Origin of the sequence: Staphylococcus sp. KUGN1, assembly GCF_045984185.1 — a bacterium.
Lineage (GTDB): Bacteria > Bacillota > Bacilli > Staphylococcales > Staphylococcaceae > Staphylococcus > Staphylococcus warneri_A.
Genome location: NZ_JBJQIL010000001.1, coordinates 988,974 through 1,014,592, shown reverse-complemented (window position 1 = coordinate 1,014,592; position 25,619 = coordinate 988,974). Strand labels below are relative to the sequence as shown.

The following is a 25,619-nucleotide window of genomic DNA, read 5'->3' as shown; positions in this document are numbered from 1 at the left end:
TTTGCAAAGATATTTTATCAATCAAAACGCTGATGAAAGTCAGCGTTTTTTTATTACAAATAAAGAAGATATACATCATATTAAGAATGTGATGAGACAGAGTGAAGGTCAACAAATAGTAACCACATTTAATGATCAAAATGTCTATACATGTGAGATCATCCATATAGGAGATCAAGAAATAGAAATTGAATTAATCGAAAAACAAGATATTGATACAGAGTTGCCCCATCATATTACGATATGTAGTGGGTTAATCAAAGCAGATAAGTATGAATGGATGATTCAAAAGGCAACTGAACTAGGTGCTAGTGAATTTATTGCTGTTGAAATGCAACGTTCTATTGTTAAATTAAATTCTACAAAGGCGTCAAAAAAGCTTGAAAGATGGCAAAAAATTATCAAAGAAGCCGCTGAACAAAGTTATCGATTAACCATTCCACACATCAGTTATCTATCGAATTCAAAGTTAATTTGTGATATTATAAATCAGTATGATTATGTCCTTGTTGCTTATGAAGAAGAAGCTAAACATGGTGAAATTAGTCATTTTAAACATATGTTAAAGCAATTTAAGCCACAAGATCGTGTATTACTTATATTTGGCCCTGAAGGTGGACTATCTGATGAGGAAGTGTCAATGTTAAAACCTCATTCACAGTTAGTTGGTTTAGGACCTAGAATATTACGGGCCGAAACAGCGCCACTATATACATTAGGCGCATTAAGTTACGAAAAAGAATTAATGGGGTGAACAATATGTCCACAGTTGCGTTTCACACTTTAGGTTGTAAAGTTAACCACTATGAAACAGAAGCAATTTGGCAATTATTTAAGGAAGCAGATTACGAGCGAGTCGATTTTGAAACAAATGCAGATGTATTTGTTATCAATACCTGCACAGTAACGAATACAGGCGATAAAAAAAGTCGACAAATAATTAGAAGAGCGATTAGAAAAAATCCAGACGCAGTTGTTTGTGTAACAGGTTGTTATGCACAAACGTCTTCAGCAGAAATTATGGAAATTCCTGGCGTAGATGTCGTAGTAGGAACACAAGATAGACATAAATTACTTGATTATATAGATGAGTTCCAAAAGGAACGTCAACCAATTAATGGTGTAGGTAACATCATGAAAAACCGTAAATACGAAGAATTAGATGTTCCTTACTTTACAGATAGAACAAGAGCATCGTTAAAAATACAAGAAGGTTGTAACAACTTTTGTACTTTCTGCATTATTCCATGGGCACGTGGTTTAATGAGATCAAGAGACCCTGAAAAAGTTGTAGAACAAGCTACAACATTAGTTAATGCTGGTTATAAAGAAATTGTTTTAACTGGTATCCATACAGGTGGTTATGGTCAAGATCTTAAGAACTATAACTTAGCGCAATTATTAAGAGATTTAGATCAAGTGGATGGTTTAGAACGTATTCGTATTTCTTCTATCGAAGCAAGTCAATTAACCGATGAAGTTATTGACGTATTAGAACGTTCAAACAAAATCGTAAGACATTTACATGTACCATTACAGTCTGGTTCTGATACAGTTCTTAAACGTATGAGACGTAAATACACTATGGAACATTTCTCTGAACGAATTACCAAACTACATGAAGCATTACCAGACGTTGCAATAACTAGTGATGTTATCGTAGGCTTCCCGGGTGAAACTGAAGAAGAATTCCAAGAAACGTATGACTTTATCGTCAAACATCAATTCTCTGAATTACACGTATTCCCATATTCATCTAGAATTGGTACACCTGCAGCAAGAATGGACAATCAAATTGATGAAGATATCAAAAACGAACGTGTTCACAAATTAATTGCATTAAGTGATCAATTAGCAAAAGAGTATGCTTCAAAATTCGAAAATGAAGTGCTAGAAGTTATCCCTGAAGAAAAAGGTGAAAAACCAAATACTTTAGTGGGATATGCAGATAACTATATGAAAGTAGAATTTGAAGGTACTGAGGATTTAATTGGCCAAATTATTAAAGTGAAAATTCAAAAAGCTGATTATCCTTTAAACTACGGGAAAGCAATCCGTATTGTAGAACATGCCACAAATAAATCAGAACATGAAGTGCTAGTTTAATTATTTTAAAAATATAAATATTAGTAATTGACCGGATATTGGAGATATATTATACTAATTAAAGCATAGTTTTACTATGCAGTTGAATATATAAATTTCCGTTGATATTTGGAGGGAGGGAAATACAGATGTCTAAAACAGTAGTACGTAAAAATGAATCACTTGAAGATGCTTTACGTCGATTTAAGCGTTCAGTTTCAAAAAGTGGTACTATCCAAGAAGTACGTAAACGTGAATTTTACGAAAAACCTAGTGTTAAACGTAAAAAGAAATCTGAAGCTGCACGTAAACGTAAATTCAAATAATTAATAACTCTGTTGACTCCCTCAACAAGAATGTTAATTATAAATATAAAACACCTCAGTTTATAAACTGAGGTGTTTTTGTGTACTTTTTATGGAAAATTAAATTCATTGTTTATAACAAATTAGTCTGTAATTACTATTGTTTTTGATAAATTATTTTTTTATATATTAGTGAATCACTATAATATGACTGCGTTTTCATGTATAATTATTATGAGAGCGAGGTGAAACAATGGGATATTTAAATGAAATACATAGGTTAGTTTTAACACAATTTTCATCAGAGAATAATTGGGTCAATGACATTGCTAATATCATTGTTCATCCATTGGTATCACTTATTCTTACCTGTATTATATTTTTAGGCTTTTTATATCAATTGTATTCTAAAAGAATCAATTTTGTTGGTATTATCGCTTCATTAGCCTTATTAATTATGTTTTTAGGCTTTCTAATGCAAGGTGATGTCAATATATTATCAGTCATCTTATTTACCGTGGGTGTTATTTTCGTCATTATTGAATTGTTCGTCGTTGGAGCAGTCATTGGTATTATTGGTATGATTTTAATAACAATAAGCATAGTCATGTTAGGAAATAACTTGTTACTTATGCTAGGTAATGTCATCGTAGCCTTAATATTATCAATCATTGAATGGGTGATTTTAGTTAAATTATTCAAACGAAAAATTCCATTTTTGGATAAGGTCATTTTAAAAGATTCAACAAATGCTGAATCAGGATATACATCACATGATGATCGCTCTCATTTAGTTGGTAAAACAGCTCGCACCATCACCGATTTAAGACCAGCAGGTATTATTTCTTGTGAGGATGATCGTATCGATGCAGTTTCTGACGGTACATTCATATTAAGAAATAGACAAGTTAAAATACTTGAGGTTGAAGGTACACGAGTTGTTGTAAGAGAAATAGAATAATAAAAAAGGAGAGATACGATGTTTAGTATAGGATTTATTATAATTGCAGTAGTAATTATTGTAGCCTTATTAATACTATTTTCATTTGTACCAGTAGGTCTTTGGATTTCTGCATTAGCTGCTGGTGTACATGTTGGTATTGGTACCTTAGTAGGTATGCGATTAAGAAGGGTTTCACCGAGAAAAGTGATTGGCCCATTAATTAAAGCGCACAAAGCAGGTTTAAATCTAAAAACAAATCAACTTGAATCACATTATCTTGCTGGAGGTAATGTAGATAGAGTTGTTGATGCTAATATCGCTGCGCAACGTGCAGATATTGATTTACCATTTGAACGAGGTGCAGCAATCGATTTAGCAGGTAGAGATGTTTTAGAAGCAGTTCAAATGTCAGTTAACCCTAAAGTTATTGAAACACCATTTATTGCCGGTGTAGCTATGAACGGTATAGAAGTTAAAGCGAAAGCCCGTATTACTGTTCGTGCCAATATTGCTCGTTTAGTCGGTGGTGCTGGTGAAGAAACAATTATTGCCCGTGTAGGTGAAGGTATTGTTTCAACAATAGGTTCAAGTAAACATCATACAGAAGTTCTTGAAAATCCTGACAGCATTTCTAAAACAGTATTAAGTAAAGGATTAGACTCAGGAACAGCTTTTGAAATACTTTCTATTGATATAGCCGATGTTGATATTAGTAAGAATATTGGTGCAGATTTACAAACTGAACAAGCACTTGCTGATAAAAATATTGCACAAGCTAAAGCTGAGGAACGTCGTGCAATGGCTGTAGCTTCTGAACAAGAAATGAAAGCTCGAGTACAAGAAATGCGTGCTAAAGTTGTAGAAGCTGAGTCAGAGGTACCTTTAGCAATGGCAGAAGCTTTACGATCAGGAAATATTGGCGTCAAAGATTACTACAATCTTAAAAATATAGAAGCCGATACTGGTATGAGAAATGCTATTAATAAACGTACTGATCAAAATGATGACGAATCACCAGAACAATAACTGTGGGGTGATTAAATGAGTATTGGGGTAATTATTTTTGTCATATCTGTGATAGCGACAATCATTAGTACCATACGTGATAATAGTCATAAAGAAAGACAGAATCAAAAGCCACCTCAATCACCTAAAGATAATCAACAACCTAAAACAGGTGGTTTCTTAGAAGAAATTGAAAAAACATTTAGAGAAATTAATGATGAGATTAATGGAGAAACAACAACTGACAAGAAAAAGAAATATGAAGATACATTACCACCCATTAATCAAAATTTAGAGAAAACTGAACAGACAACAGAAGAAATGCATAGAAGACCAACAGATTATGATGATTCAATACCTAAACCAGACCCGACGCCTTATCATAATGAAAAAGATATACGCGAACCAGTTAAACCAACTTCATCAAGGGATGAAAATTCTGAGAATTTACGTAAAGCATTAGAGAAAAAACTTCAACAAGATCTTAAAAATGTTAGAAGTGAAATCGATAGGGAGAAAGAAAAGCAACTTGCTCTTATTGAGAAGAAAGCGCAGGATATTATTAATGACAAATATTTATCTGAACGTACTAAACAATTAAGATTAAAGCAATTACTTAATTCTCAAAATATAGAACGTAATATGTCTAAATCAGCATTTCAATTTGACAATGATGAAGTCGTTAATGGTATCATCTGGTCTGAAATTTTGGCCAAACCTAAACAATTATAATATTCAGCCTATTGGATTATTTCCAATAGGTTTTTTTATTGCGAATGATTGAAGTCAAAGATAATTAAAGGATGATTTGAGTCACTTTACAGAATTTAGTAATATTTAGATAAGAATGATTATACGTTCAAAATCAACATATAAAAGACTTGATTGAATTATTTAAATTAAAACGAAATAGAATCAATATAGCCATAACAATGGTATAATATAAGTATATTAACCCAAATATGGGTATAGTGAATTATAAAAATGTATTTTGAAAAGGAGCGCGTTTATGCCTGGTATAATTCAAATCGACGACATTAATCAATCCCAAGCTTTAATAGGTAACAATGATGAACATTTAAAAGCTATAGAAGATAGTTTTGATGTCGTAATACATGCTCGTGGTCAAGAAATTGCGGTTAAAGGTGAAAAAATTGAGCATGTAGAAAAAGCCGAATTAGTGTTAACCAATTTATTAAAAGTGATTGAATTGGGAAATAATATAACGTTAAAAGATGTTGAAGCTGCTATTAAAATGGCAGAAAATGGCACAATCCAACAACTTTTAGACTTATATGATGAAGAAATTACTAAAGATGCTTTTGGCAAAACCATCCGCGCTAAAACTATGGGTCAGCGAATGTATATAAATGCTATGTATCGAAATGACTTAGTCTTTGGTATAGGTCCTGCAGGAACTGGTAAAACATTTTTAGCAGTTGTCTATGCTGCTAAACAATTACGTAAAGGAAACGTTAAACGAATCGTATTAACACGTCCGGCAGTTGAAGCGGGTGAATCATTAGGATTTTTACCTGGTGATTTAAAAGAGAAAGTTGATCCGTATTTGAGACCATTATATGATGGATTAAATACCGTGCTAGGTAGAGAACAAACTGCACGATTTATAGAACGTGGTATTATAGAAATTGCTCCATTAGCATACATGCGTGGTCGAACATTAGACGATGCATTTGTGATTTTAGATGAAGCACAAAATACAACTCATGCTCAAATGAAAATGTTTTTAACTCGTTTAGGATTTGGTTCTAAAATGGTAGTCACAGGTGACCAAACACAAGTCGACTTACCAAAAGGTGTTAAAAGCGGGTTGAAAGAAGCGGTTAAAAAGTTACATGGTGTTAAAGGGATTAATATTATGAAACTTGATCAAAGTGATGTAGTGAGACATCCACTTGTAAGTAAAATTATAGATAGATACGAGGGAGAGGACTAAATGTTTACAATAGATTTTAGTGATCATACTGAGTTAGTTAAAGATGAATGGTATGAACAAATTGAAAAGCTACTTAATTTTGCTAAGCAGCAAGAAGAAATTAGTGAAGATGCTGAATTATCTATTACCTTCGTAGATAAATCTGAAATTCAAGAGATTAATAAGATGTATAGAGACAAAGACAAAGTTACGGATGTCATATCATTTGCACTTGAAGAAGATGAACCCGACATTGATATGAGTGAATTTGATATACCTAGAGTATTAGGTGACATCATTATTTGTACAGATGTTGCTCAAGAACAATCAGAATCTTACGGACATTCCTTTGAAAGAGAATTAGGCTTTTTAGCATTACATGGCTTTCTTCACTTACTAGGCTATGATCATATGAATGAAGAAGATGAGAAAGAAATGTTTGGTCGTCAAGATGCTATTTTAAACGCCTATGGATTGACGAGAGACTAATAATGAGTCGTTTTAAATATGCACTAAATGGTTTGATAACACTTTTAATCAAAGATCAAAAATTCTCACTTCATATATATGCGAGTATCATAGCAATTGTTTTTGGATTTTTACTTCATATTAATCGTTCTGAGTGGATATTTATATTATTAGCAATTAGTTTAGTTTTAGCATTTGAAGCTATTAATACAGCCGTTGAATATGTGGTTGACTTAGTTACTACTGAGTATCATGATTACGCTAAATATGCGAAAGATATTGCTGCTTTTAGTGTGATGATTGTTTCCGTCTTAGCATTAATCATTGGCCTCATTGTCTTTATTCCACATTTAATTAATTTAATATAGGAGGCGGAATCAATGAGTTATCAATCTCATTATTTTAAAGAAGTTAGAGAAGCACAACGAAGATCTTATTCACCATATAGTAACTTTAAAGTTGGTGCCTATTTGAAAGCTAAAGATGGACGAACATTTTATGGAACTAATGTAGAAAACGCATCATATTCAATGTGTATTTGTGCAGAACGCGCAAGTTTAGTTGCTGCGATATCTGCTGGATATCAGCCTGGAGATTTTGAATCTATCACTGTCACTGTAGATGCTGAAGTACCATCATCACCTTGTGGTGAATGTCGACAAGTATTAAAAGAGTTATGTGACGATGATATGCCAGTTTATATGACTAATCATAAAGGCGATATGATCGAATCAACAGTTAAAGAATTACTACCATACGGATTTTCTGGAAAGGATTTAAATAAATGACAGAACATAAATCAGGATTTGTTTCAATTATAGGAAGACCCAATGTAGGTAAATCTACATTTGTAAATAGAGTTATCGGACATAAAATTGCGATTATGTCTGATAAAGCACAAACAACACGTAACAAAATTCAAGGTGTTATGACAAGAGACGATGCCCAAATTATATTTATTGACACACCTGGTATCCATAAACCTAAACATAAGCTTGGAGATTACATGATGAAAGTTGCCACAAATACACTTTCTGAAATAGATGCGATTATGTTTATGGTTAATGTAAACGAAGACATTGGTCGTGGCGATGAATATATTATGGATATGCTAAAGGATTTAAAAACACCCGTATTTTTAGTATTAAATAAAATAGATTTAGTACATCCTGATGCATTAATGCCTAAAATAGAAAAGTATCAAGAATATATGGACTTCACTGAAATCGTACCTATTTCTGCACTAGAAGGTTTGAATGTCGATCATTTTATAGATGTATTAAAGTCATACTTACCTGAAGGACCAAAATATTATCCAGATGATCAAATTTCGGACCATCCTGAACAGTTTGTGGTCGGTGAAATTATTCGTGAAAAAATATTACACTTAACAAGTGAAGAAATTCCACATGCTATTGGCGTTAATGTTGATCGTATGATTAAAGAAGATGAAGATAGAGTTCGAATCGAAGCTACGATATATGTTGAACGTGATTCTCAAAAAGGAATCGTCATTGGTAAAGGCGGCAAGAAACTAAAAGAAGTCGGAAAGAGGGCAAGACACGATATAGAAATGCTTCTAGGTTCTAAAGTATATCTTGAACTGTGGGTTAAGGTGCAAAAAGATTGGAGAAATAAAGTTAACTTTATTCGTCAAATTGGTTATATTGAAGATCAAGATTAACTCAGAGAGATGGTGAGTTAGTATGCTAATGAAACAAAAAGGCATCATAATTAAATCAGTGGAGTACGGCGAATCAGATAAAATAATTACAATTTTAAATGAATATGGTAGCAAAGTTCCATTGATGGCTAGAAGGGCCAAGAAAATTAAATCAGGTTTACAAGCGCATACACAAATGTTTGTGTATGGCTTATTTATTTATAATAAATGGCGAGGTATGGGTACGCTTAATTCTGTAGATGTCATTAACCAACATTATGAATTACAACTCGATTTGTATGAAAGTAGTTTCGCAACTTTATGTGCCGAAACCATTGATCGTTCAATGGAAGAAGATGAAATTTCAAAATATAATTATGATTTACTAAACTTTGTTCTAACCAAGATATCATCTGGTCAGTCAGCTCAATTAATGTCAATCATTGTACTACTTAAGTGTATGAATAAGTTTGGTTTTTCTGCTTTATTTAATCAATGCGCAATAAGCGGTAATACCGATCAATCAAAATTAGTTGGATATAGTTTCAAATTTGATGGTGCTATTTCTCAAGCTGTAGCATACCAAGATCCACATGCATTACAATTATCCAATAAAACATTATATTTATTAGATGTCTTGTACAAACTCCCCATTGAAAAAATGAATGAATTAAATATCCATCAAGATATTTTAGACGAAATGTCAGAATTGATGATCATGCTATATAGAGAATATGCAGGTATGTTCTTTAAAAGTCAAAAGTTAATCAACCAGTTAAAGAGGTTAGAAATGAAAGACTAGTCTTTAACAAACACAAAATACCGAACCACATTATTATGTGATTCGGTATTTTTATAGATTATTTATAATAGATGAATTAGAATTTAACTTTTTCGGCTAAGAATGCTTCTAATTCTGAGATTGGCATACGAACTTGTTCCATAGAATCTCTGTCACGTACAGTAACTTGATTATCCTCTAAAGAATCAAAGTCGAATGTAATACAATAAGGCGTACCAATTTCATCTTGTCGACGGTAACGTTTACCAATAGATTGTGATTCATCAAAATCTATTGAGAAACTTTGACTTAATTGTTCAAAGATTTTAATTGCTTCACTTGATAATTTCTTACTTAATGGTAAGATAGCCGCTTTGTATGGTGCTAAAGCAGGGTGGAATTTAAGTACAGTACGTTCGTCCTTACTTCCTTCAACACCTTCTTGTGAATATGCATCACATAAGAACGCTAGTGTTACACGGTCAGCACCTAATGACGGTTCGATACAATATGGAATATATTTTTCATTTGTTTCTGGGTCATGATATTTAAAGTCTTCACCAGAATGTTCACTATGTTTTTTCAAGTCAAAGTCAGTACGACTTGCGATTCCCCATAGTTCACCCCAACCAAATGGGAATTTATATTCGATATCAGTTGTAGCATTTGAATAGTGAGATAATTCATCTGCATCATGGTCACGTAAACGCATGTTTTCTTCGCTAATATTTAAGTCTTTTAACCATTGGCTAGCAAATGTCTTCCAGTAGTTTTGCCATTCAATTTCTTCACCAGGTTTACAGAAGAATTCAAGTTCCATTTGTTCGAATTCACGTGTTCTAAAAATGAAGTTACCAGGCGTAATCTCGTTACGGAAAGATTTACCAACCTGACCAATACCGAATGGTAATTTTTTACGCATTGATCTTTGAACGTTTTTGTAGTTAACGAAAATACCTTGCGCTGTTTCTGGACGTAAGAAAAGTTCATTTGTTGAATCTTCAGTTACACCTTGGAATGTTTTGAACATTAAATTAAATTGACGAATATCAGTCCAATTTGCAGTACCACTTACTGGACAAACAATGCCTTCATCATCAATAATTTTTTTCATTTCATCGAAGCTTAAACCATCAGCAATAAAGTTTTCATCGCCTTTTTCTTGCTGCATGTAATCTTCAATTAATTTATCAGCACGATAACGAATTTTACTGTCTTTGTTATCAATCATTGGATCATTAAAGTTACCTAAGTGTCCTGATGCTTCCCAAGTTTTTGGGTTCATTAAAATCGCAGCATCTAGACCTACGTTATAAGGTGATTGAGTAATAAATTTTTGCCACCATGCTTTTTTTACATTATTTTTTAATTCAACACCAAGCGGACCATAATCCCATGTATTAGATAATCCACCATAAATGTCACTACCTGGGAATACAAAACCTCTGTGTTTTGCTAATTGTACAATTTGTTCCATATCATTTGCCATAATTTTTCTCTCCTTACACATAAAAACGCCCCAAGACAACAAAGCATCATAAATATACTTTATTATCTTGGGACGAGTTAGTCATTTTTATTTAGTATAAATCATATACATTAAAATATCATTTAACCCGCGGTTCCACCCAAATTAGTGTAGCCACTCACTTTTAAATTAATTAAATTTTTATGCCAAAATTTGTCTGCTAAGCTCACACCGTCCTTAGCTCGCTTTATAATTATTCTAATTGATTAAATATTTAATAGCAAGCGTTTATATGTGTTTGTGGCAAATAAAAATAACAGTTATAATATGTAATGTATATAAGAGGGGTGAGGACCTATAGAATTAAATCAAAGACAAGAACAAATTATAGAAATCGTTAAGCAACATGGACCTATAACTGGTGAGCATATTGCTGATCAATTAAATTTAACACGGGCTACATTACGACCTGACTTAGCTATTTTAACAATGTCTGGCTTTTTAGAAGCGCGTCCACGAGTTGGATATTATTATTCAGGTAAATCAAAAAATAAAATTATACATGAACAATTAAGACAATATGTTGTTAAAGATTATATGTCTCAACCTGTTGTGGTTAAAGAAGATATGTCAGTCTACGACGCAATTTGTACTATATTTTTAGAAGACGCTGGAACATTATTTATTACAAATAAAGATAATGACTTTATCGGTGTTTGTTCTCGTAAAGACCTATTAAGAGCATCAATGATTGGAAATGATATTCATACGATGCCCATAAGCGTCAATATGACTCGAATGCCAAATTTAACTTATCTTGAAGAAAGTGAACTAATAATCTATGCTGCGAATCAAATGATAGATAAAGAAATAGATGCAATACCCATAGTTAGATTGAAAGATAATCAAAAATTCGAAGTGGTTGGTAGAATATCTAAAACGACAATCACAAAATTATTTGTATCATTATTTAAAGAATAGGTGGTTAATAGATGGATAATATAAATATTATTGTTGCTTCTGATTCAATCGGAGAAACAGCAGAATTAGTAGCTAGAGCCGGTGTTTCTCAATTTAATCCTAAGCAATGTAAACATGAATTTTTACGTTACCCATACATAGAATCCTTTGAAAATGTGGATGAAGTGATTCAAGTTGCTGAAGATACAGACGCAATAATTGTATATACTTTAGTTAAACCAGAAATCAAAAAATACATGGTGGCTAAAGTTAAAGAACATCAACTTAAGTCAGTTGATATTATGGGGCCGCTTATGGACTTATTATCAGGTTCAATAGAAGAAACACCATACTATGAACCAGGTATTGTACATAGACTAGATGATGCTTATTTTAAGAAAATAGACGCTATAGAGTTTGCTGTTAAATATGATGATGGTAAGGACCCAAAAGGTTTACCAAAAGCCGATATTGTTTTATTAGGTATTTCAAGAACATCTAAAACACCTTTATCACAGTACTTAGCACATAAAAGTTATAAAGTGATGAATATACCGATTGTTCCAGAAGTGACGCCACCAGATGCATTGTTTGATATTGATCCTTCAAAATGTATCGCTTTAAAAATTAGCGAAGAAAAATTAAATCGTATTCGTAAGGAAAGACTTAAACAATTAGGATTAGGCGACTCTGCGAGATATGCTACAGAAACTAGAATTAAAGAGGAATTAGAATACTTTGAATCATTAGTAGAAAAAGTAGGTTGTCCAGTTATAGATGTAACTGATAAAGCAATAGAAGAAACAGCAAATGATATCATTTATTTTATCGAAAATAATCAAACAAAATAATTTCAATTAATGCATAAAAAAGGTATAATATTAAGACTAATATGTCATAGGTGATCTAATTTGCGTATAGAACAATCAGTTATAAATGAAATAAAAGATAAGACAGATATACTCGACTTGGTAAGTGAATATGTAAAGCTAGAAAAGAGAGGACGCAATTATATAGGTTTGTGTCCTTTTCATGATGAAAAAACACCTTCGTTCACAGTTTCTGAAGATAAACAAATATGTCATTGCTTCGGATGTAAAAAGGGTGGTAATGTATTTCAATTTACTCAAGAAATAAAGGACGTTTCATTTACAGAAGCAGTTAAAGAACTAGGGGAACGTGTTAATATTACGGTTGATGTTGGAAATAGCCAATATCAGAATACGAATACTCAAATTGCTTCAGAAGATTTGCAAATGATTGAAATGCATGAGCTAATGCAAGAATATTATCACTATGCACTTATGAAAACAGTAGAAGGTGAGAAGGCACTTACTTATTTAAAAGAAAGAGATTTCCCAGAACAGCTGATCAAAGAAAGAGGGATAGGTTACGCACCTAATTCATCACATTTCTGTCATGATTTCTTAGAGAAAAAAGGATATGATATTGAATTAGCATATGAAGCTGGACTTTTATCTAGAAATGAAGAGAATTTTAGTTATTATGATCGCTTTAGAGATAGAATTATGTTCCCATTAAAAAATGCTCAAGGGCGAATTGTTGGATATTCTGCAAGGACGTATACCAACCAAGAACCTAAGTATTTAAATAGTCCGGAAACACCTATATTCCAAAAAAGAAAATTGTTATATAATCTCGACAAAGCACGTAAAAGCATTAGAAAAAATGACGAAATCATATTACTTGAAGGTTTTATGGATGTTATAAAATCAGATCATGCTGGTTTAAAAACAGTAGTTGCTAGTATGGGTACTCAACTTTCAAGCGAACATATTACTTTTATTAAAAAATTAACGTCTAATATTACACTAATGTTTGATGGCGACTTTGCTGGTAGAGAAGCAACCTTAAAAACTGGTCAAACGCTATTAGAACAAGGGTTAAATGTATTCGTTGTGCAATTACCTTCAGATATGGACCCTGATGAATATGTTAGAAAGTATGGTAATGATGCGTTTCTAGACTTTGTACAAAAAGACAAAAAATCATTTGTAATGTTTAAAGTCAATACACATAAAGATGAAATTCAAAATAATGATCTAGCATATGAAAAATATCTCAAAGAAGTGACTCAAGATATTGCTGCAATGACTTCGCCCATACTTCAGAAAAAAGTATTGCAAGACGTTGCAGAATTGTTTAAAGTAAGTTTTGAGACTTTAGACTATGAAGTGGGATTACGTCAGCAATCTCTAGGCAATATCCCTTCGTATCCAGATGATGCATACGCATATGAAGGACAACCTCAACAAGTCATTCAATTTAACCAGTTGACTCGTCACGAAAAAGCTGAACGAGCACTCTTAAAACATTTCATGCAAGATAAAGATACATTCCTAAACTATCATCAACAGATAGAAGTAGATGACTTTACAAATGCCTATTTCAAGCGTATATTTAATATTTTGCATGATTATTATTCGAATAACGATATGTATCAGCTCAGTTCTATGATTCAATACATTGATTCTGATGATTTGAGAGAAGCGTTAATATCTTTAGACTCATATGTTTTAAATGAAGAACCATTTGAACATGAATTAGAAGATTACATCAACATATTGAATGAGAATAAAAATGAAGATTCACTAGAAGCCCTAAACCATAAACTGCGTGAAGCAACGAGAATAGGGGATATTGAACTTCAAAAGTATTACTTGCAATTAATAGTAAATAAAAACAAAAGTAGAATGTAATATTATAAAAATTTATGGTATTGTTATACTTTAGGCATTCAATAATGGTTATTACACTCATACAATGGGTAAATATGTAATATCGAATATTGTCATAATATGACTTAACCATTAAAATATCAGGGAGTTTAGAATACAAACTTATTTGATTGGTTTCAAATTAAAAATAATTAGGCCACATCTTATACAATAAGTTATGATGAACGCGTTATTTTTATAACAAATGATATATTGAATTTTTAATCATAATACGTGTCATCAATTGAAACGAAATAATCACACATAATAAAAATGAATAAATTGAAAGTTTATATTAATACCAGGAGGCCTTTTCATGTCTGATAAAGTTAAAATTAAAAAGCAAACAATTGATCCGACTTTAACATTGGAAGATGTTAAAAAACAATTAATTGAAAAAGGTAAAAAGGAAGGTCACTTAAGTCACGAAGAAATAGCTGAAAAATTACAGAATTTCGAAATGGATTCTGACATGATGGATGATTTCTTCGATCAATTAAATGATAATGATATCACATTAGTAAATGAAAAAGACCATTCAGATACAGATGCTAAATTAAATCCTAATGATTTAAGTGCACCTCCAGGCGTTAAAATTAACGACCCTGTGCGTATGTATCTAAAAGAAATTGGTCGTGTGGATTTATTAAGTGCCCAAGAAGAAATTGAACTTGCTAAAAGAATTGAGCAAGGTGATGAGATCGCTAAATCAAGACTAGCAGAGGCCAATTTACGTTTGGTTGTAAGTATCGCTAAAAGATATGTCGGAAGAGGAATGTTATTCCTTGATTTAATTCAAGAAGGTAACATGGGTCTTATTAAAGCCGTAGAAAAATTCGATTTCAATAAAGGATTTAAATTTTCTACTTATGCAACATGGTGGATACGTCAAGCAATCACACGTGCAATCGCTGACCAAGCACGTACAATTCGTATACCAGTTCACATGGTTGAAACAATCAACAAATTAATCCGTGTTCAACGTCAGTTATTACAGGATTTAGGACGTGATCCAGCACCTGAAGAGATTGGTGAAGAAATGGATTTACCTCCTGAAAAGGTAAGAGAAATTCTTAAAATTGCACAAGAACCTGTTTCATTAGAAACGCCAATAGGCGAAGAAGATGACAGTCACTTAGGTGACTTCATTGAAGACCAAGAAGCACAAAGTCCTTCAGATCATGCTGCCTATGAACTGCTAAAAGAACAACTTGAAGATGTTTTAGATACTTTAACTGACCGTGAAGAAAACGTTCTTCGTTTAAGATTTGGACTTGATGATGGAAGAACTAGAACATTAGAAGAAGTTGGTAAAGTATTTGGTGTAACTAGAGAACGTATTCGTCAAATCGAAGCAAAAGCATTAAGAAAATTAAGACATCCAAGTAGAAGTAAACGTCTAAAAGACTTTATGGATTAATATATTTAGGCTGGGGCATAATGGTTGTCCCAGCCTTTATTTCATTTATAAGTGATATCATACATACAATCAATTATTTTAAATACTTGTAAAAAAGGGAGACCATTTTAATGATTACGATAAATCATAGATTACGAACTGTATCAGAATTTATTAAACCTGGGACACTTGCTGATATTGGTTCAGATCATGCTTATTTACCTATCTACGCTATTCAAACCAATTTAATATCGCAAGCAATCGCTGGTGAAGTTATTAAAGGTCCTTATGAAGCTGCAAGAAATAATGTCCAAGAATATGAACTAAGTAACCAAATTGATGTGCGACTTGGAGATGGTTTAGAGGTAATAAATCGCCATGAACATTTAGACAATATTACTATTTGTGGCATGGGAGGTCCTTTGATAGCTAAAATATTAAAAGAAGGACAACAAAAACTTCAATCAAAACCTAGACTTATCCTCCAAAGTAATATACAAACACAAAGTTTAAGAACATTATTACAAGACATCAACTATCAAATTATTGATGAACGCATTATGGAAGAAAAAGGACATATTTATGAAATAGTTGTAGCTGAATATCAATCAAAGAGCTGCCATTATACTGAATTTGAACTTAAATTTGGCCCAGTATTACTAGAAAACAAAAATGAATGTTTTTATAATAAATGGGAAAGAGAATTACATGCGTTAGAAAAGATAAAACAACAACTTAATCCAGACATTCATCAACATCGATATCAAGAGATTGAAGCGGAAATAGTAATGATTAAAGAGGTGCTTAAAAAATGAAAATTAACGAATTAATGGCAATGTTAGATGAACATGTGCCTTTTAACACTGCAGAATCATGGGATAACGTTGGGCTACTTATAGGTGATGAATCACAAGAAGTTACTGGGATTTTAACAGCCTTGGATTGTACGTTAGAAATCGTAGAACAAGCAATAGATAAAAATATCAATACTATTATTAGTCACCACCCATTAATTTTTAAAGGTGTTCAATCAATTACTAATCAAGGCTATGGTGAAATAATCAGATTACTAATTCAAAATAATATCAATTTAATAGCAATGCATACGAATCTAGACGTTAATCCTAGAGGTGTCAATGCTATGTTAGCCACTAAAATTGGCCTAAAAAATACTAACTTGATTAATAAAGAACCTGAAAAATATTTCAAAGTTCAAACCTTTATCCCCGAAAGCCATGTCGAAACATTTAAACAACAACTTAATGATATTGGATTAGCTAAAGAAGGTAATTATGAATACTGCTTCTTTGAAAGTAAAGGTCAAGGACAATTTAAACCTGTAGATGATGCCAATCCTTATTTAGGTGAAATCGGTGAAGTTGAATACGTAGATGAAGTGAAATTAGAGTTTATGATTTCATATTCACAACGACAATTAACTGAGAAAGCGATTCACCAATATCATCCTTATGAAACCCCAGTTTATGATTTTATTGAACTATCAAAAGAAGGTTCATTTGGTTTGGGTATTATTGGAGAATTAAACGAACCAATGAATATAGATGATTTTGTTTCTTATGTTAAATCTCAATTACAAATTCCTAGTGTCCGATACGTTGGTTGTTCAAATACTACGATTAATAAAGTAGCAATGATTGGTGGTTCTGGTATTGGATTTGAATATGAAGCTTCACAATTAGGTGCAGACATATTTATTACTGGCGATATTAAACATCATGATGCACTTGATGCCAAAATTGCGGGCGTCAACTTATTAGATATCAATCATTATAGTGAATATGTGATGAAGGAAGGATTAAAACAATTACTAGAAGAGTGGTTAGTAGAAGAAAATGAAAGTAATATCAAAATACTAGCGTCAGATATTAACACAGATCCATTCACATATATTTAATATATCGTTATATTTTTGATAAACATTAATTTAAACGAATATATCCGATATCAAAGGTGAATTATATTTAAAAACACTATCAATTACTTTATAATAGTAAAGATGAACTTATAAGGAGGCCATACAATGGCAAAACATCCATTTGAACACTTCGGTTTAAACTCTAGTATGATCGAAGCTGTAAAAGATTTAAGATTTGAGAAACCAACTGAAATTCAAAATAGAATTATTCCTAGAATATTAAAAGGAACTAACATCATTGGACAATCACAAACAGGTACAGGTAAATCCCATTCATTTTTATTACCATTAGTTAATGAAATTGATACTGAAATTCATGAACCTCAAGCAATCGTTGTTGCACCTACAAGAGAACTAGCGCAACAACTTTATCAAGCAGCTAACCATTTAAGTAGTTTTAAAGAAGGTGTCAATGCCAAATTATTTATCGGTGGTACAGATATTGAAAAAGACAGACAACGTTGCAATCATCAACCACAATTAGTCATTGGTACACCAACAAGAATCAATGATTTATCTAAAAGTGGGCATTTACACACACATTTAGCCTCATATTTAATCATAGATGAAGCTGATTTAATGATAGATTTAGGATTAATAGAAGATGTAGACTATATCGCATCACGATTAGAAGAACATTCAAATATAGCTGTATTCAGTGCAACAATTCCTAAATCTTTACAGCCATTTTTAAATAAATATTTAGAACAACCTGATTTTGTAGAAGTAGATAACCAATCACAAAATAAAAAGAATATCGAATTTTATTTAATTCCTACTAAAGGAACTGCAAAAGTTGAAAAAACACTTAAATTAATTGATATATTAAACCCTTATTTATGTATCATTTTCTGTAATAGTAGAGATAGCGCCGATGAATTAGCACGTACACTCAATGAGGCCGGTATCAAAGTAGGTATGATTCATGGTGGATTAACACCTCGTGAACGTAAGCAACAAATGAAACGTATTAGAAATCTTGACTTCCAATTTGTGATTGCAAGTGATTTAGCATCAAGAGGTATCGATATTGAGGGTGTAAGTCATGTCATCAATTTCGATGTACCAAATGATATCGATTTCTTTACTCATAGAGTAGGTCGAACTGGTCGAGGAAACTATCGTGGTGTTGCAATCACATTATATAGTCCAGATGAAGAGGATAATATTTCTGCAATTGAAGATAGAGGTTATGTCTTTGAAAATGTGGATATTAAGAACGATGAGCTTACGCCTATCAAAGCACACAATACTAGACGTACTAGACAACATAAAGACGACCATCTAACAAATGAGGTTAAAAATAAAGTACGTAGTAAAACAAAACGCAAAGTTAAACCAGGTTATAAAAAGAAATTTAAACAAGAAGTTGAAAGAATGAAGCGACAAGAACGTAAACAATTTAGTAAACGTCAAAACCGTCAAAATAGAAAGAGTAGAAAAGGATAGGTGAAGTAAATGTTACTTGGATCACATGTATCAATGAGTGGTAAAAAAATGTTAGAAGGATCTGCAGAAGAAGCACACAAATTCGGTGAATCTACATTTATGATTTACACAGGTGCACCTCAAAATACACGACGAAAAAGCATTGAAGATTTAAATATCACTAAAGGTCATGAAGCAATGGAAAAATATGGATTATCTAATATCGTTGTTCATGCGCCTTATATTATTAACATTGCAAATACCACTAAACCAGAAGTTTTCGAATTAGGCGTTAACTTTTTACAAAATGAAATCGAACGTACCCAAGCTATAGGAGCTAAAGATATCGTCTTACACCCAGGGTCACACGTGGGTGCTGGTGCAGATGTAGGTATTAAAAAAATTATAGATGGATTAAATGAAGTATTAACAAATGACAATAATGTGAGAATTGCATTAGAAACAATGGCTGGGAAAGGGTCAGAAGTAGGTCGTACATTCGAAGAAATTGCACAAATTATTGATGGCGTAACACATAATGAACGTTTATCAATTTGCTTTGATACTTGTCATACTCATGACGCTGGCTATAACATTAAAGAAGATTTTGATGGGGTATTAAATGAATTTGACAAAATTATTGGTGTAGATAGAATAAAAGTTGTTCACGTCAATGATAGTAAAAACGAACAGGGTGCTCATAAAGATAGACATGAGAATATCGGATTTGGTCACATCGGCTTTGATGCACTCAATTATGTAGTACATCATGATACATTTAAAGATATACCTAAAATTTTAGAAACACCATATGTTGGTGAAGATAAAAAAAATAAAAAGCCTCCATATAAACATGAAATTGAAATGTTAAAATCACAAACATTTGATCCAAATTTAAAAGATAAAATTTTAAATCAATAAATATCTAAACTGGCGTTACAGATTATTCTGTAGCGCCAGTTTAGTCGTAAACATTACTATTTACATTAGGTATATCAAGATGTATAGTATAAAATGAGGTGAAAAAATGACAACACCAGTATTTGAACTCAAAAACATTGATTATTATTTTGATCATAAACAAGTACTTGAAAATATAAATATTAAAATTAATAAAGGCGAGTTTTTAGCAATAGTAGGCCCAAATGGTGCCGGAAAATCCACTCTTTTAAAAATCATTTTAGGTTTATTACCTTTACAATCTGGAGAAATCTTTATTGATGGACATCCAATAAAAAATAATAAATCTTCGTTGAAAATTAGTTATGTTTCACAAAAGGCTTCTTCATTTACTGCCGGTTTTCCAGCAAGCGTTAAAGAAGTGGTTCTTAGTGGGCTAACTAAAACAAAAAAACTCTTCCAACGTTTTAACCAAAATGATGTAAAACAAGTTGAACATGTATTAGAACGATTGAATATTTCACATTTACTTCATAAAAATATTGCAGAGCTATCAGGTGGTCAACAACAGCGTGTTCTCATTGCACGTGCTTTAATTTCTAATCCGAGTGTGTTGGTTTTGGATGAACCTACTAATGGAATTGATGCTAAACACGTAAATGAGTTTTATGAAACACTAAATCGCTTAAAAAAAGAAGGCATCACTATAATTTTAGTCACTCATGATATTGGTGTAGTTGCTGATACAGCTACTGAAGTGGCATGTTTAAATAAACATTTGCATTTTCATGGTACAACAGAAGATTTTAAATCTCTGGACGAAGTTGAAATTTCTAAAATATATGGTCATCCTATTCAATTTGTTGATCATCAACACAATAGAGAATGTTGTAATTAATATTAGTTTTACTATCTATATATCTAATCAGAAATAATTTTGAGGAGTGTAACTCATGATAGATGCATTATTAAATTTTGATTTTATGAGATACTCCTTAATTAGTGGTATCTTAATAGGTTTTATTGCACCTTTAATTGGTGCTTTTATAGTAGTACGAAGGCTTTCACTAATTGCTGATGCTTTGAGCCATGTTACATTAGGTGGAATATCATTTGGCATGTTTGTGATTACAGTAATACCTGCATTAACTTTAATTAACCCAATGTGGTTTGGTATATTATTTGCTATTATAGGTGCATTATTAATTGAAAAATTGCGCACATCTTATACAAATTATCAGGAAATCGCAATTCCAATTATTATGAGTGCAGGTATCGCATTAAGTGCTATTTTTATCTCATTGGCTGATGGATTTAACCAAGAAATTGTAGGCTTATTATTTGGCTCTATCAGTGCAGTAAACTTAAGTGATTTAACAACTATCATTTTCATTACTATTTTAGTATTATTATTTATTTCATTATTTTACAAAGAATTATTTATTTTATCTTTCGATGAAGAATATAGTAAAGTGATAGGTATTCCAAAATGGATCCAGTTTTTATTTATTGTCGTAGTTGCAATGGTTATTTCTGCGTCTATGAGAGTAGTTGGAATATTATTAGTCAGTGCTTTAATCACATTACCTGTAGCAATTGCAATGCGTTGGACTAAAGGATTTAAACAATTAATTGTACTAAGTATTATTATTGGTGAACTTTCAGTCATATTAGGACTTGTTGTAGCTTTTTATATCAATATTTCGCCTGGTGGCGTGATTGTAGTACTATTAGTCATTATGCTAATGATAACGATGACTTATCAAAAATTAAAATCAAAGTCACAAAAGGGAGATCGTAAATATGAATACTAGTGATGCAATTAAAATTTTAAAAGAAAACGGTTTGAAATATACAGATAAACGTAACGATATGCTCAATATTTTTGTTAAAGAAGATAAATACATTAACGCTAAATATATACAACAAGTAATGGATAAAGATTATCCAGGTATTTCATTTGATACTATTTATCGAAATCTTCATTTATTTAAAGATTTAGCCATTATTGAAAGTACTGAATTAGATGGCGAAATGAAGTTTAGAATTGCTTGTACTAATCATCACCATCATCACTTTATCTGTGAAAAATGTGGTGATACAAAAGTCATCGACTTTTGTCCAATTGATCAAGTAAAACAATATTTACCGAATGTCGATATTCATACACATAAACTTGAAGTTTATGGTATTTGTGAAAAATGTCAAAAGATAGCTAAATAAATGATATCTTAATTTTAAGATGGAATGACAAATGGGCTTAAGAGTTAAGTCTAAGTGATTCCACCTTTTTATTTAATGTGAAAGTACACAAATTTTCTCAAAAAGTATACTCCATTAGTATGAAATAGATTAATATGTCTGTTTTATTCCGGTTTAATGTTTAAATAAAGCTATTTTGAGATATATAATAATTGTAAGGATAATTAGTAGCACATAAGTAAGCACATTTATTGTCGAAAATGTGACTGCTTGTTATGATGAAATTACAGACATTTTAGGAGGATGATTATTTATGGCATTTGAATTACCAAAATTACCATATGCATTTGACGCATTAGAACCACACATCGATAAAGAAACTATGGAGATTCACCATGATAAACACCACAACACTTATGTAACAAAATTAAACGCAGCAGTAGAAGGTACTGACTTAGAAGCTAAATCAATTGAAGAAATTGTAGCTAACTTAGATAGTGTACCTTCAGATATTCAAACTGCAGTTAGAAATAACGGTGGCGGTCACTTAAACCACTCATTATTCTGGGAATTATTAACACCTAATTCAGAAGAAAAAGGTGAAGTAGTAGATAAAATTAAAGAACAATGGGGTTCTTTAGATGAATTCAAAAAAGAATTCGCTGACAAAGCTGCAGCTCGCTTTGGCTCAGGTTGGGCTTGGTTAGTTGTTAATAATGGTCAATTAGAAATCGTTACAACTCCAAACCAAGATAACCCATTAACTGAAGGTAAAACACCTATCCTTGGCTTAGATGTTTGGGAACATGCTTATTACCTTAAATATCAAAACAAACGTCCAGATTATATCAGTGCTTTCTGGAATGTTGTTAACTGGGAAAAAGTTGACGAGTTATACAACGCTGCTAAATAATTTAACAGTATTTTATCGAGTCTGGAACTTTAATAGTTTTCCAGACTCTTTTTTTATCAAAATGATAGAAAAATTTTTGATTTTCATATATCATTTTAAAGAGATACTTTGAATAGAGGTAGGTTGTTTTGCTTAAAAGATTAAAGGAAAAATCAAATGATGAAAAAGTAAGAAACACCATGAATCGAAGAATTAATTTTATCTTTGGATTAGTTGTGTTTATTTTTGCAATTATGGTATTAAGACTTGGTTATCTACAGATTGCACAAGGTTCACATTATAAACAATTAATTAAAAATGATGAAAATATTACCGTGAATGAATCTGTACCTAGAGGACGCATTGTAGACCGTAATGGTAAGGTCTTAGTAGACAATGCATCTAAGATGGCTATTACATATACAAGAGGGCGTAAAACATCACAAAAAGAGATGCTCGAAACCGCTAAAAAGTTATCTTCATTAATTAATATGGATACAGACAAAATTACTGATAGAGATAAAAAAGATTTTTGGGTTACTTTACATCCCCAAAAAGCGAAAGACTTAATGAAAAAAGAGCAGTCTATGTTAGAAGATGGCAGCATTTCTCAGGAACAATATGATGAACAACAACGAAAAAAAATTGGTAAAAAGCAATTAAGTGAATTATCAAAAAAAGATTTACAAATATTAGCTATTTACCGTGAAATGAATGCGGGTAGTACATTAGACCCTCAAATAATTAAAAATGAAGATGTTACAGAAAAAGAATATGCAGCAGTGTCACAACAATTATCTAAACTACCAGGTGTTAATACATCTATGGATTGGGATAGAAAATATCCTTATAAAGACACACTTAGAGGTATATTTGGTGATGTTTCTACGTCAACAGAAGGTTTACCAAAAGAACTAACTGAGCAATATTTATCTAAAGGTTATTCACGAAATGACCGAGTAGGTAAATCATACCTAGAATATCAATATGAAGATGTACTTCGTGGTAAAAAGAAACAAATGAAGTATACAACAGATAAATCTGGTAAAGTCATCAATTCTGAAGTCATTAATCCAGGTTCAAGAGGTCATGATTTACAATTAACAATTGATATTGACTTACAGAAAAAAGTTGAGTCTCTTTTAGATAAACAAATTGCAAAATTGCGTAGTCAAGGTGCTAAAGACATGGACAATGCAATGATTGTTGTTCAAGACCCTAAAAATGGGGATATATTAGCTATGGCAGGCAAACAAATTAGTAAAAATGGTAAATTAACGGATTATGATATCGGAAACTTCACAGCACAATTTGCTGTAGGTTCCTCTGTTAAAGGCGGAACGTTACTTGCTGGTTATCAAAATAATGCTATTAAAGTTGGAGCACAAATGGTCGATGAACCATTAAAATTCCAAGGTGGATTAACAAAACGTTCTTACTTTAACAAAGACGGACGTGTAACTATTAACGATAAAGAAGCGTTAATGCATTCATCTAACGTTTATATGTTTAAAACAGCGTTGAAATTAGCAGGAGATCCATATTATTCAGGTATGCCATTACCAAGTGATATCTCAATGGCAGGTCAAAAACTTCGTAAAGGGTTAAATCAAGTTGGACTAGGTGTTAAAACAGGTATCGATTTACCAAATGAAACAAATGGTCAAATTGAACCATTAACAAATAATCCAGGGAATTACCTAGACCTATCAATTGGTCAATATGATACGTATACACCTTTACAACTATCACAATATGTTTCAACTATTGCTAATAATGGCTATAGAATTCAGCCTCATATTGGACTATCTATACATGATGCAACAAATAAAGATGAATTAGGTCCAGTAAAACGAAAAGTTAAAGGAAATGTATTAAATAAAGTCAATAATTCTCAAAAAGAAATTGATGAAGTTCAAGATGGCTTTAAAATGGCCTTTAATGAAAAAGATGGAACAGGATATGCTAGTTTCAAAGATACCGTAGTACCATCAGCAGGTAAGACAGGAACGGCAGAGGTCTTCCAAGATGGAGAACCAAGAGTAAATTCAACGTATGTTGGTTATGCACCAATTAAAGATCCAAAACTGGCTTTCTCAATCGTATATACGAATCAACCTGTACCGCCACCTTGGTTAAATGGTGGAGATTTAGGAAGAGATGTCATTAATTATTACTTTAAAGATAAAGATAAAAATGGTGATAGTACAGAAAAATAGTCGTTACATTTAATTCTATTTAGTAATAATTTCAAAAGTATTACTATTGATTCTTAAAATTTACTTTGCATTTAATCAACTAATTGGTATAATGTAAAGGTCGTATTTAGAAAAGGTAAGGAGGAATAATCATGCGCGTTAACGTTACATTAGCTTGTACAGAATGTGGTGAAAGAAACTACATCTCTACAAAAAACAAAAGAACAAACCCAGAACGTATTGAAATGAAAAAATACTGTGCACGTGATAATAAACAAACTTTACACCGTGAAACTAAATAATTAAATTATT

At 31.8% G+C, this 25,619-nt stretch carries 27 protein-coding genes; 26 read left to right on the top strand and 1 reads right to left on the bottom strand.

All coding sequences use genetic code 11. The features are described 5' to 3' along the window. The first annotated feature begins 1 nt into the window (after nucleotide 1). From ACJQQZ_RS04980 to recO, 12 genes are all read left to right on the top strand, one after another. Nucleotides 2–754, top strand: a complete 753-nt coding sequence (locus ACJQQZ_RS04980; RefSeq protein ID WP_145505312.1) for a 16S rRNA (uracil(1498)-N(3))-methyltransferase — start codon at nucleotides 2–4, stop codon at nucleotides 752–754. 5 nt (nucleotides 755–759) lie between these two features. Then, complete coding sequence (gene mtaB, locus ACJQQZ_RS04975) at nucleotides 760–2,106, top strand: tRNA (N(6)-L-threonylcarbamoyladenosine(37)-C(2))-methylthiotransferase MtaB (RefSeq protein WP_002451858.1); 1,347 nt, start codon at nucleotides 760–762, stop codon at nucleotides 2,104–2,106. A 128-nt stretch (nucleotides 2,107–2,234) separates the two neighbouring features. Continuing rightward, complete coding sequence (rpsU, locus tag ACJQQZ_RS04970; protein ID WP_000048060.1) at nucleotides 2,235–2,411, top strand: 30S ribosomal protein S21; 177 nt, start codon at nucleotides 2,235–2,237, stop codon at nucleotides 2,409–2,411. A gap of 232 nt (nucleotides 2,412–2,643) precedes the next feature. Continuing rightward, on the top strand, nucleotides 2,644–3,351 hold the full coding sequence (locus ACJQQZ_RS04965) for an NfeD family protein (RefSeq protein ID WP_002451859.1): 708 nt from the start codon (nucleotides 2,644–2,646) through the stop codon (nucleotides 3,349–3,351). A gap of 18 nt (nucleotides 3,352–3,369) precedes the next feature. Beyond that, nucleotides 3,370–4,359, top strand: coding sequence for a flotillin-like protein FloA (gene floA, locus ACJQQZ_RS04960; RefSeq protein WP_002451860.1), 990 nt, complete (start codon nucleotides 3,370–3,372; stop codon nucleotides 4,357–4,359). A gap of 15 nt (nucleotides 4,360–4,374) precedes the next feature. After that, nucleotides 4,375–5,070, top strand: a complete 696-nt coding sequence (locus ACJQQZ_RS04955) for a hypothetical protein (RefSeq protein WP_002451861.1) — start codon at nucleotides 4,375–4,377, stop codon at nucleotides 5,068–5,070. A 277-nt stretch (nucleotides 5,071–5,347) separates the two neighbouring features. Beyond that, nucleotides 5,348–6,295: a PhoH family protein gene (locus ACJQQZ_RS04950; RefSeq protein WP_002451862.1), complete on the top strand. Its 948-nt coding sequence runs from the start codon at nucleotides 5,348–5,350 to the stop codon at nucleotides 6,293–6,295. Continuing rightward, entirely contained in the window at nucleotides 6,296–6,763 is a 468-nt protein-coding gene (gene ybeY, locus ACJQQZ_RS04945) for an rRNA maturation RNase YbeY (RefSeq protein ID WP_002451863.1), read from the top strand. Nucleotides 6,764–6,765: 2 nt separating this feature from the next. Continuing rightward, on the top strand, nucleotides 6,766–7,110 hold the full coding sequence (locus ACJQQZ_RS04940) for a diacylglycerol kinase family protein (RefSeq protein WP_049424338.1): 345 nt from the start codon (nucleotides 6,766–6,768) through the stop codon (nucleotides 7,108–7,110). 12 nt (nucleotides 7,111–7,122) lie between these two features. Continuing rightward, complete coding sequence (gene cdd / locus ACJQQZ_RS04935) at nucleotides 7,123–7,530, top strand: cytidine deaminase (RefSeq protein ID WP_049424340.1); 408 nt, start codon at nucleotides 7,123–7,125, stop codon at nucleotides 7,528–7,530. Further along, complete coding sequence (gene era / locus ACJQQZ_RS04930) at nucleotides 7,527–8,426, top strand: GTPase Era (RefSeq protein ID WP_002451866.1); 900 nt, start codon at nucleotides 7,527–7,529, stop codon at nucleotides 8,424–8,426. The genes cdd and era overlap by 4 nt, the downstream gene beginning before the upstream one ends. Before the next feature lie 28 nt (nucleotides 8,427–8,454). Further along, nucleotides 8,455–9,207: a DNA repair protein RecO gene (recO, locus tag ACJQQZ_RS04925; RefSeq protein WP_185285773.1), complete on the top strand. Its 753-nt coding sequence runs from the start codon at nucleotides 8,455–8,457 to the stop codon at nucleotides 9,205–9,207. Nucleotides 9,208–9,283: 76 nt separating this feature from the next. Here the strand turns inward: recO and ACJQQZ_RS04920 are convergent, their stop codons facing one another. Then, nucleotides 9,284–10,675: a glycine--tRNA ligase gene (locus tag ACJQQZ_RS04920; protein ID WP_049424344.1), complete on the bottom strand. Its 1,392-nt coding sequence runs from the start codon at nucleotides 10,673–10,675 to the stop codon at nucleotides 9,284–9,286. A gap of 336 nt (nucleotides 10,676–11,011) precedes the next feature. Between ACJQQZ_RS04920 and ccpN the strand changes: the two genes are divergently transcribed. The 14 genes from ccpN to rpmG all read left to right on the top strand — a co-directional run bounded on the left by ccpN (nucleotide 11,012) and on the right by rpmG (nucleotide 25,609). Next, nucleotides 11,012–11,635, top strand: coding sequence for a transcriptional regulator CcpN (ccpN, locus tag ACJQQZ_RS04915; RefSeq protein WP_075778365.1), 624 nt, complete (start codon nucleotides 11,012–11,014; stop codon nucleotides 11,633–11,635). A gap of 11 nt (nucleotides 11,636–11,646) precedes the next feature. Further along, nucleotides 11,647–12,465 (top strand): pyruvate, water dikinase regulatory protein, encoded by an 819-nt coding sequence (locus ACJQQZ_RS04910; protein ID WP_002451870.1) that lies wholly within the window; start codon nucleotides 11,647–11,649, stop codon nucleotides 12,463–12,465. Nucleotides 12,466–12,525: 60 nt separating this feature from the next. Further along, complete coding sequence (dnaG, locus tag ACJQQZ_RS04905) at nucleotides 12,526–14,334, top strand: DNA primase (RefSeq protein WP_124228270.1); 1,809 nt, start codon at nucleotides 12,526–12,528, stop codon at nucleotides 14,332–14,334. 334 nt (nucleotides 14,335–14,668) lie between these two features. Beyond that, complete coding sequence (gene rpoD / locus ACJQQZ_RS04900; protein WP_002451872.1) at nucleotides 14,669–15,772, top strand: RNA polymerase sigma factor RpoD; 1,104 nt, start codon at nucleotides 14,669–14,671, stop codon at nucleotides 15,770–15,772. 110 nt (nucleotides 15,773–15,882) lie between these two features. Beyond that, nucleotides 15,883–16,566 carry a tRNA (adenine(22)-N(1))-methyltransferase gene (locus tag ACJQQZ_RS04895; protein ID WP_049424352.1) on the top strand — a complete coding sequence of 228 codons (684 nt, stop codon included), beginning with the start codon at nucleotides 15,883–15,885 and terminating at the stop codon, nucleotides 16,564–16,566. Next, nucleotides 16,563–17,666, top strand: a complete 1,104-nt coding sequence (locus tag ACJQQZ_RS04890) for a Nif3-like dinuclear metal center hexameric protein (protein ID WP_049424355.1) — start codon at nucleotides 16,563–16,565, stop codon at nucleotides 17,664–17,666. The genes ACJQQZ_RS04895 and ACJQQZ_RS04890 overlap by 4 nt, the downstream gene beginning before the upstream one ends. A gap of 126 nt (nucleotides 17,667–17,792) precedes the next feature. Beyond that, entirely contained in the window at nucleotides 17,793–19,136 is a 1,344-nt protein-coding gene (locus ACJQQZ_RS04885) for a DEAD/DEAH box helicase (protein WP_124228272.1), read from the top strand. Between the two features lie 9 nt (nucleotides 19,137–19,145). Beyond that, nucleotides 19,146–20,036, top strand: a complete 891-nt coding sequence (locus ACJQQZ_RS04880; protein ID WP_049424360.1) for a deoxyribonuclease IV — start codon at nucleotides 19,146–19,148, stop codon at nucleotides 20,034–20,036. 106 nt (nucleotides 20,037–20,142) lie between these two features. After that, nucleotides 20,143–20,913 (top strand): metal ABC transporter ATP-binding protein, encoded by a 771-nt coding sequence (locus ACJQQZ_RS04875; protein ID WP_145505309.1) that lies wholly within the window; start codon nucleotides 20,143–20,145, stop codon nucleotides 20,911–20,913. 55 nt (nucleotides 20,914–20,968) lie between these two features. Then, nucleotides 20,969–21,829: a metal ABC transporter permease gene (locus ACJQQZ_RS04870; RefSeq protein WP_049424366.1), complete on the top strand. Its 861-nt coding sequence runs from the start codon at nucleotides 20,969–20,971 to the stop codon at nucleotides 21,827–21,829. Further along, nucleotides 21,819–22,238, top strand: coding sequence for a Fur family transcriptional regulator (locus ACJQQZ_RS04865; protein WP_002451879.1), 420 nt, complete (start codon nucleotides 21,819–21,821; stop codon nucleotides 22,236–22,238). The genes ACJQQZ_RS04870 and ACJQQZ_RS04865 overlap by 11 nt, the downstream gene beginning before the upstream one ends. A gap of 292 nt (nucleotides 22,239–22,530) precedes the next feature. Continuing rightward, nucleotides 22,531–23,130: a superoxide dismutase gene (locus ACJQQZ_RS04860; RefSeq protein ID WP_002451880.1), complete on the top strand. Its 600-nt coding sequence runs from the start codon at nucleotides 22,531–22,533 to the stop codon at nucleotides 23,128–23,130. A gap of 128 nt (nucleotides 23,131–23,258) precedes the next feature. After that, nucleotides 23,259–25,328: a peptidoglycan D,D-transpeptidase FtsI family protein gene (locus ACJQQZ_RS04855; protein ID WP_124228274.1), complete on the top strand. Its 2,070-nt coding sequence runs from the start codon at nucleotides 23,259–23,261 to the stop codon at nucleotides 25,326–25,328. Nucleotides 25,329–25,459: 131 nt separating this feature from the next. Continuing rightward, the gene (rpmG, locus tag ACJQQZ_RS04850; RefSeq protein WP_002451882.1) at nucleotides 25,460–25,609 is read left to right on the top strand and encodes a 50S ribosomal protein L33; all 150 of its coding nucleotides are present in this window, start codon (nucleotides 25,460–25,462) and stop codon (nucleotides 25,607–25,609) included. Nucleotides 25,610–25,619: the final 10 nt, after the last annotated feature.

Coding starts and splice junctions, on each gene's coding strand:
- ACJQQZ_RS04860 (WP_002451880.1), top strand. CDS start 22,531: ATGGCATTTGAATTACCAAAATTACCATATGCATTTGACGCATTAGAA.
- rpmG (WP_002451882.1), top strand. CDS start 25,460: ATGCGCGTTAACGTTACATTAGCTTGTACAGAATGTGGTGAAAGAAAC.
- ACJQQZ_RS04910 (WP_002451870.1), top strand. CDS start 11,647: ATGGATAATATAAATATTATTGTTGCTTCTGATTCAATCGGAGAAACA.
- floA (WP_002451860.1), top strand. CDS start 3,370: ATGTTTAGTATAGGATTTATTATAATTGCAGTAGTAATTATTGTAGCC.
- mtaB (WP_002451858.1), top strand. CDS start 760: ATGTCCACAGTTGCGTTTCACACTTTAGGTTGTAAAGTTAACCACTAT.
- recO (WP_185285773.1), top strand. CDS start 8,455: ATGAAACAAAAAGGCATCATAATTAAATCAGTGGAGTACGGCGAATCA.
- ACJQQZ_RS04870 (WP_049424366.1), top strand. CDS start 20,969: ATGATAGATGCATTATTAAATTTTGATTTTATGAGATACTCCTTAATT.
- ACJQQZ_RS04895 (WP_049424352.1), top strand. CDS start 15,883: ATGATTACGATAAATCATAGATTACGAACTGTATCAGAATTTATTAAA.
- cdd (WP_049424340.1), top strand. CDS start 7,123: ATGAGTTATCAATCTCATTATTTTAAAGAAGTTAGAGAAGCACAACGA.
- ACJQQZ_RS04920 (WP_049424344.1), bottom strand. CDS start 10,675: ATGGCAAATGATATGGAACAAATTGTACAATTAGCAAAACACAGAGGT.
- ACJQQZ_RS04940 (WP_049424338.1), top strand. CDS start 6,766: ATGAGTCGTTTTAAATATGCACTAAATGGTTTGATAACACTTTTAATC.
- ACJQQZ_RS04885 (WP_124228272.1), top strand. CDS start 17,793: ATGGCAAAACATCCATTTGAACACTTCGGTTTAAACTCTAGTATGATC.
- era (WP_002451866.1), top strand. CDS start 7,527: ATGACAGAACATAAATCAGGATTTGTTTCAATTATAGGAAGACCCAAT.
- ybeY (WP_002451863.1), top strand. CDS start 6,296: ATGTTTACAATAGATTTTAGTGATCATACTGAGTTAGTTAAAGATGAA.
- ACJQQZ_RS04865 (WP_002451879.1), top strand. CDS start 21,819: ATGAATACTAGTGATGCAATTAAAATTTTAAAAGAAAACGGTTTGAAA.
- ACJQQZ_RS04950 (WP_002451862.1), top strand. CDS start 5,348: ATGCCTGGTATAATTCAAATCGACGACATTAATCAATCCCAAGCTTTA.
- rpoD (WP_002451872.1), top strand. CDS start 14,669: ATGTCTGATAAAGTTAAAATTAAAAAGCAAACAATTGATCCGACTTTA.
- ACJQQZ_RS04880 (WP_049424360.1), top strand. CDS start 19,146: ATGTTACTTGGATCACATGTATCAATGAGTGGTAAAAAAATGTTAGAA.
- rpsU (WP_000048060.1), top strand. CDS start 2,235: ATGTCTAAAACAGTAGTACGTAAAAATGAATCACTTGAAGATGCTTTA.
- ACJQQZ_RS04965 (WP_002451859.1), top strand. CDS start 2,644: ATGGGATATTTAAATGAAATACATAGGTTAGTTTTAACACAATTTTCA.
- ACJQQZ_RS04955 (WP_002451861.1), top strand. CDS start 4,375: ATGAGTATTGGGGTAATTATTTTTGTCATATCTGTGATAGCGACAATC.
- ACJQQZ_RS04875 (WP_145505309.1), top strand. CDS start 20,143: ATGACAACACCAGTATTTGAACTCAAAAACATTGATTATTATTTTGAT.
- ACJQQZ_RS04890 (WP_049424355.1), top strand. CDS start 16,563: ATGAAAATTAACGAATTAATGGCAATGTTAGATGAACATGTGCCTTTT.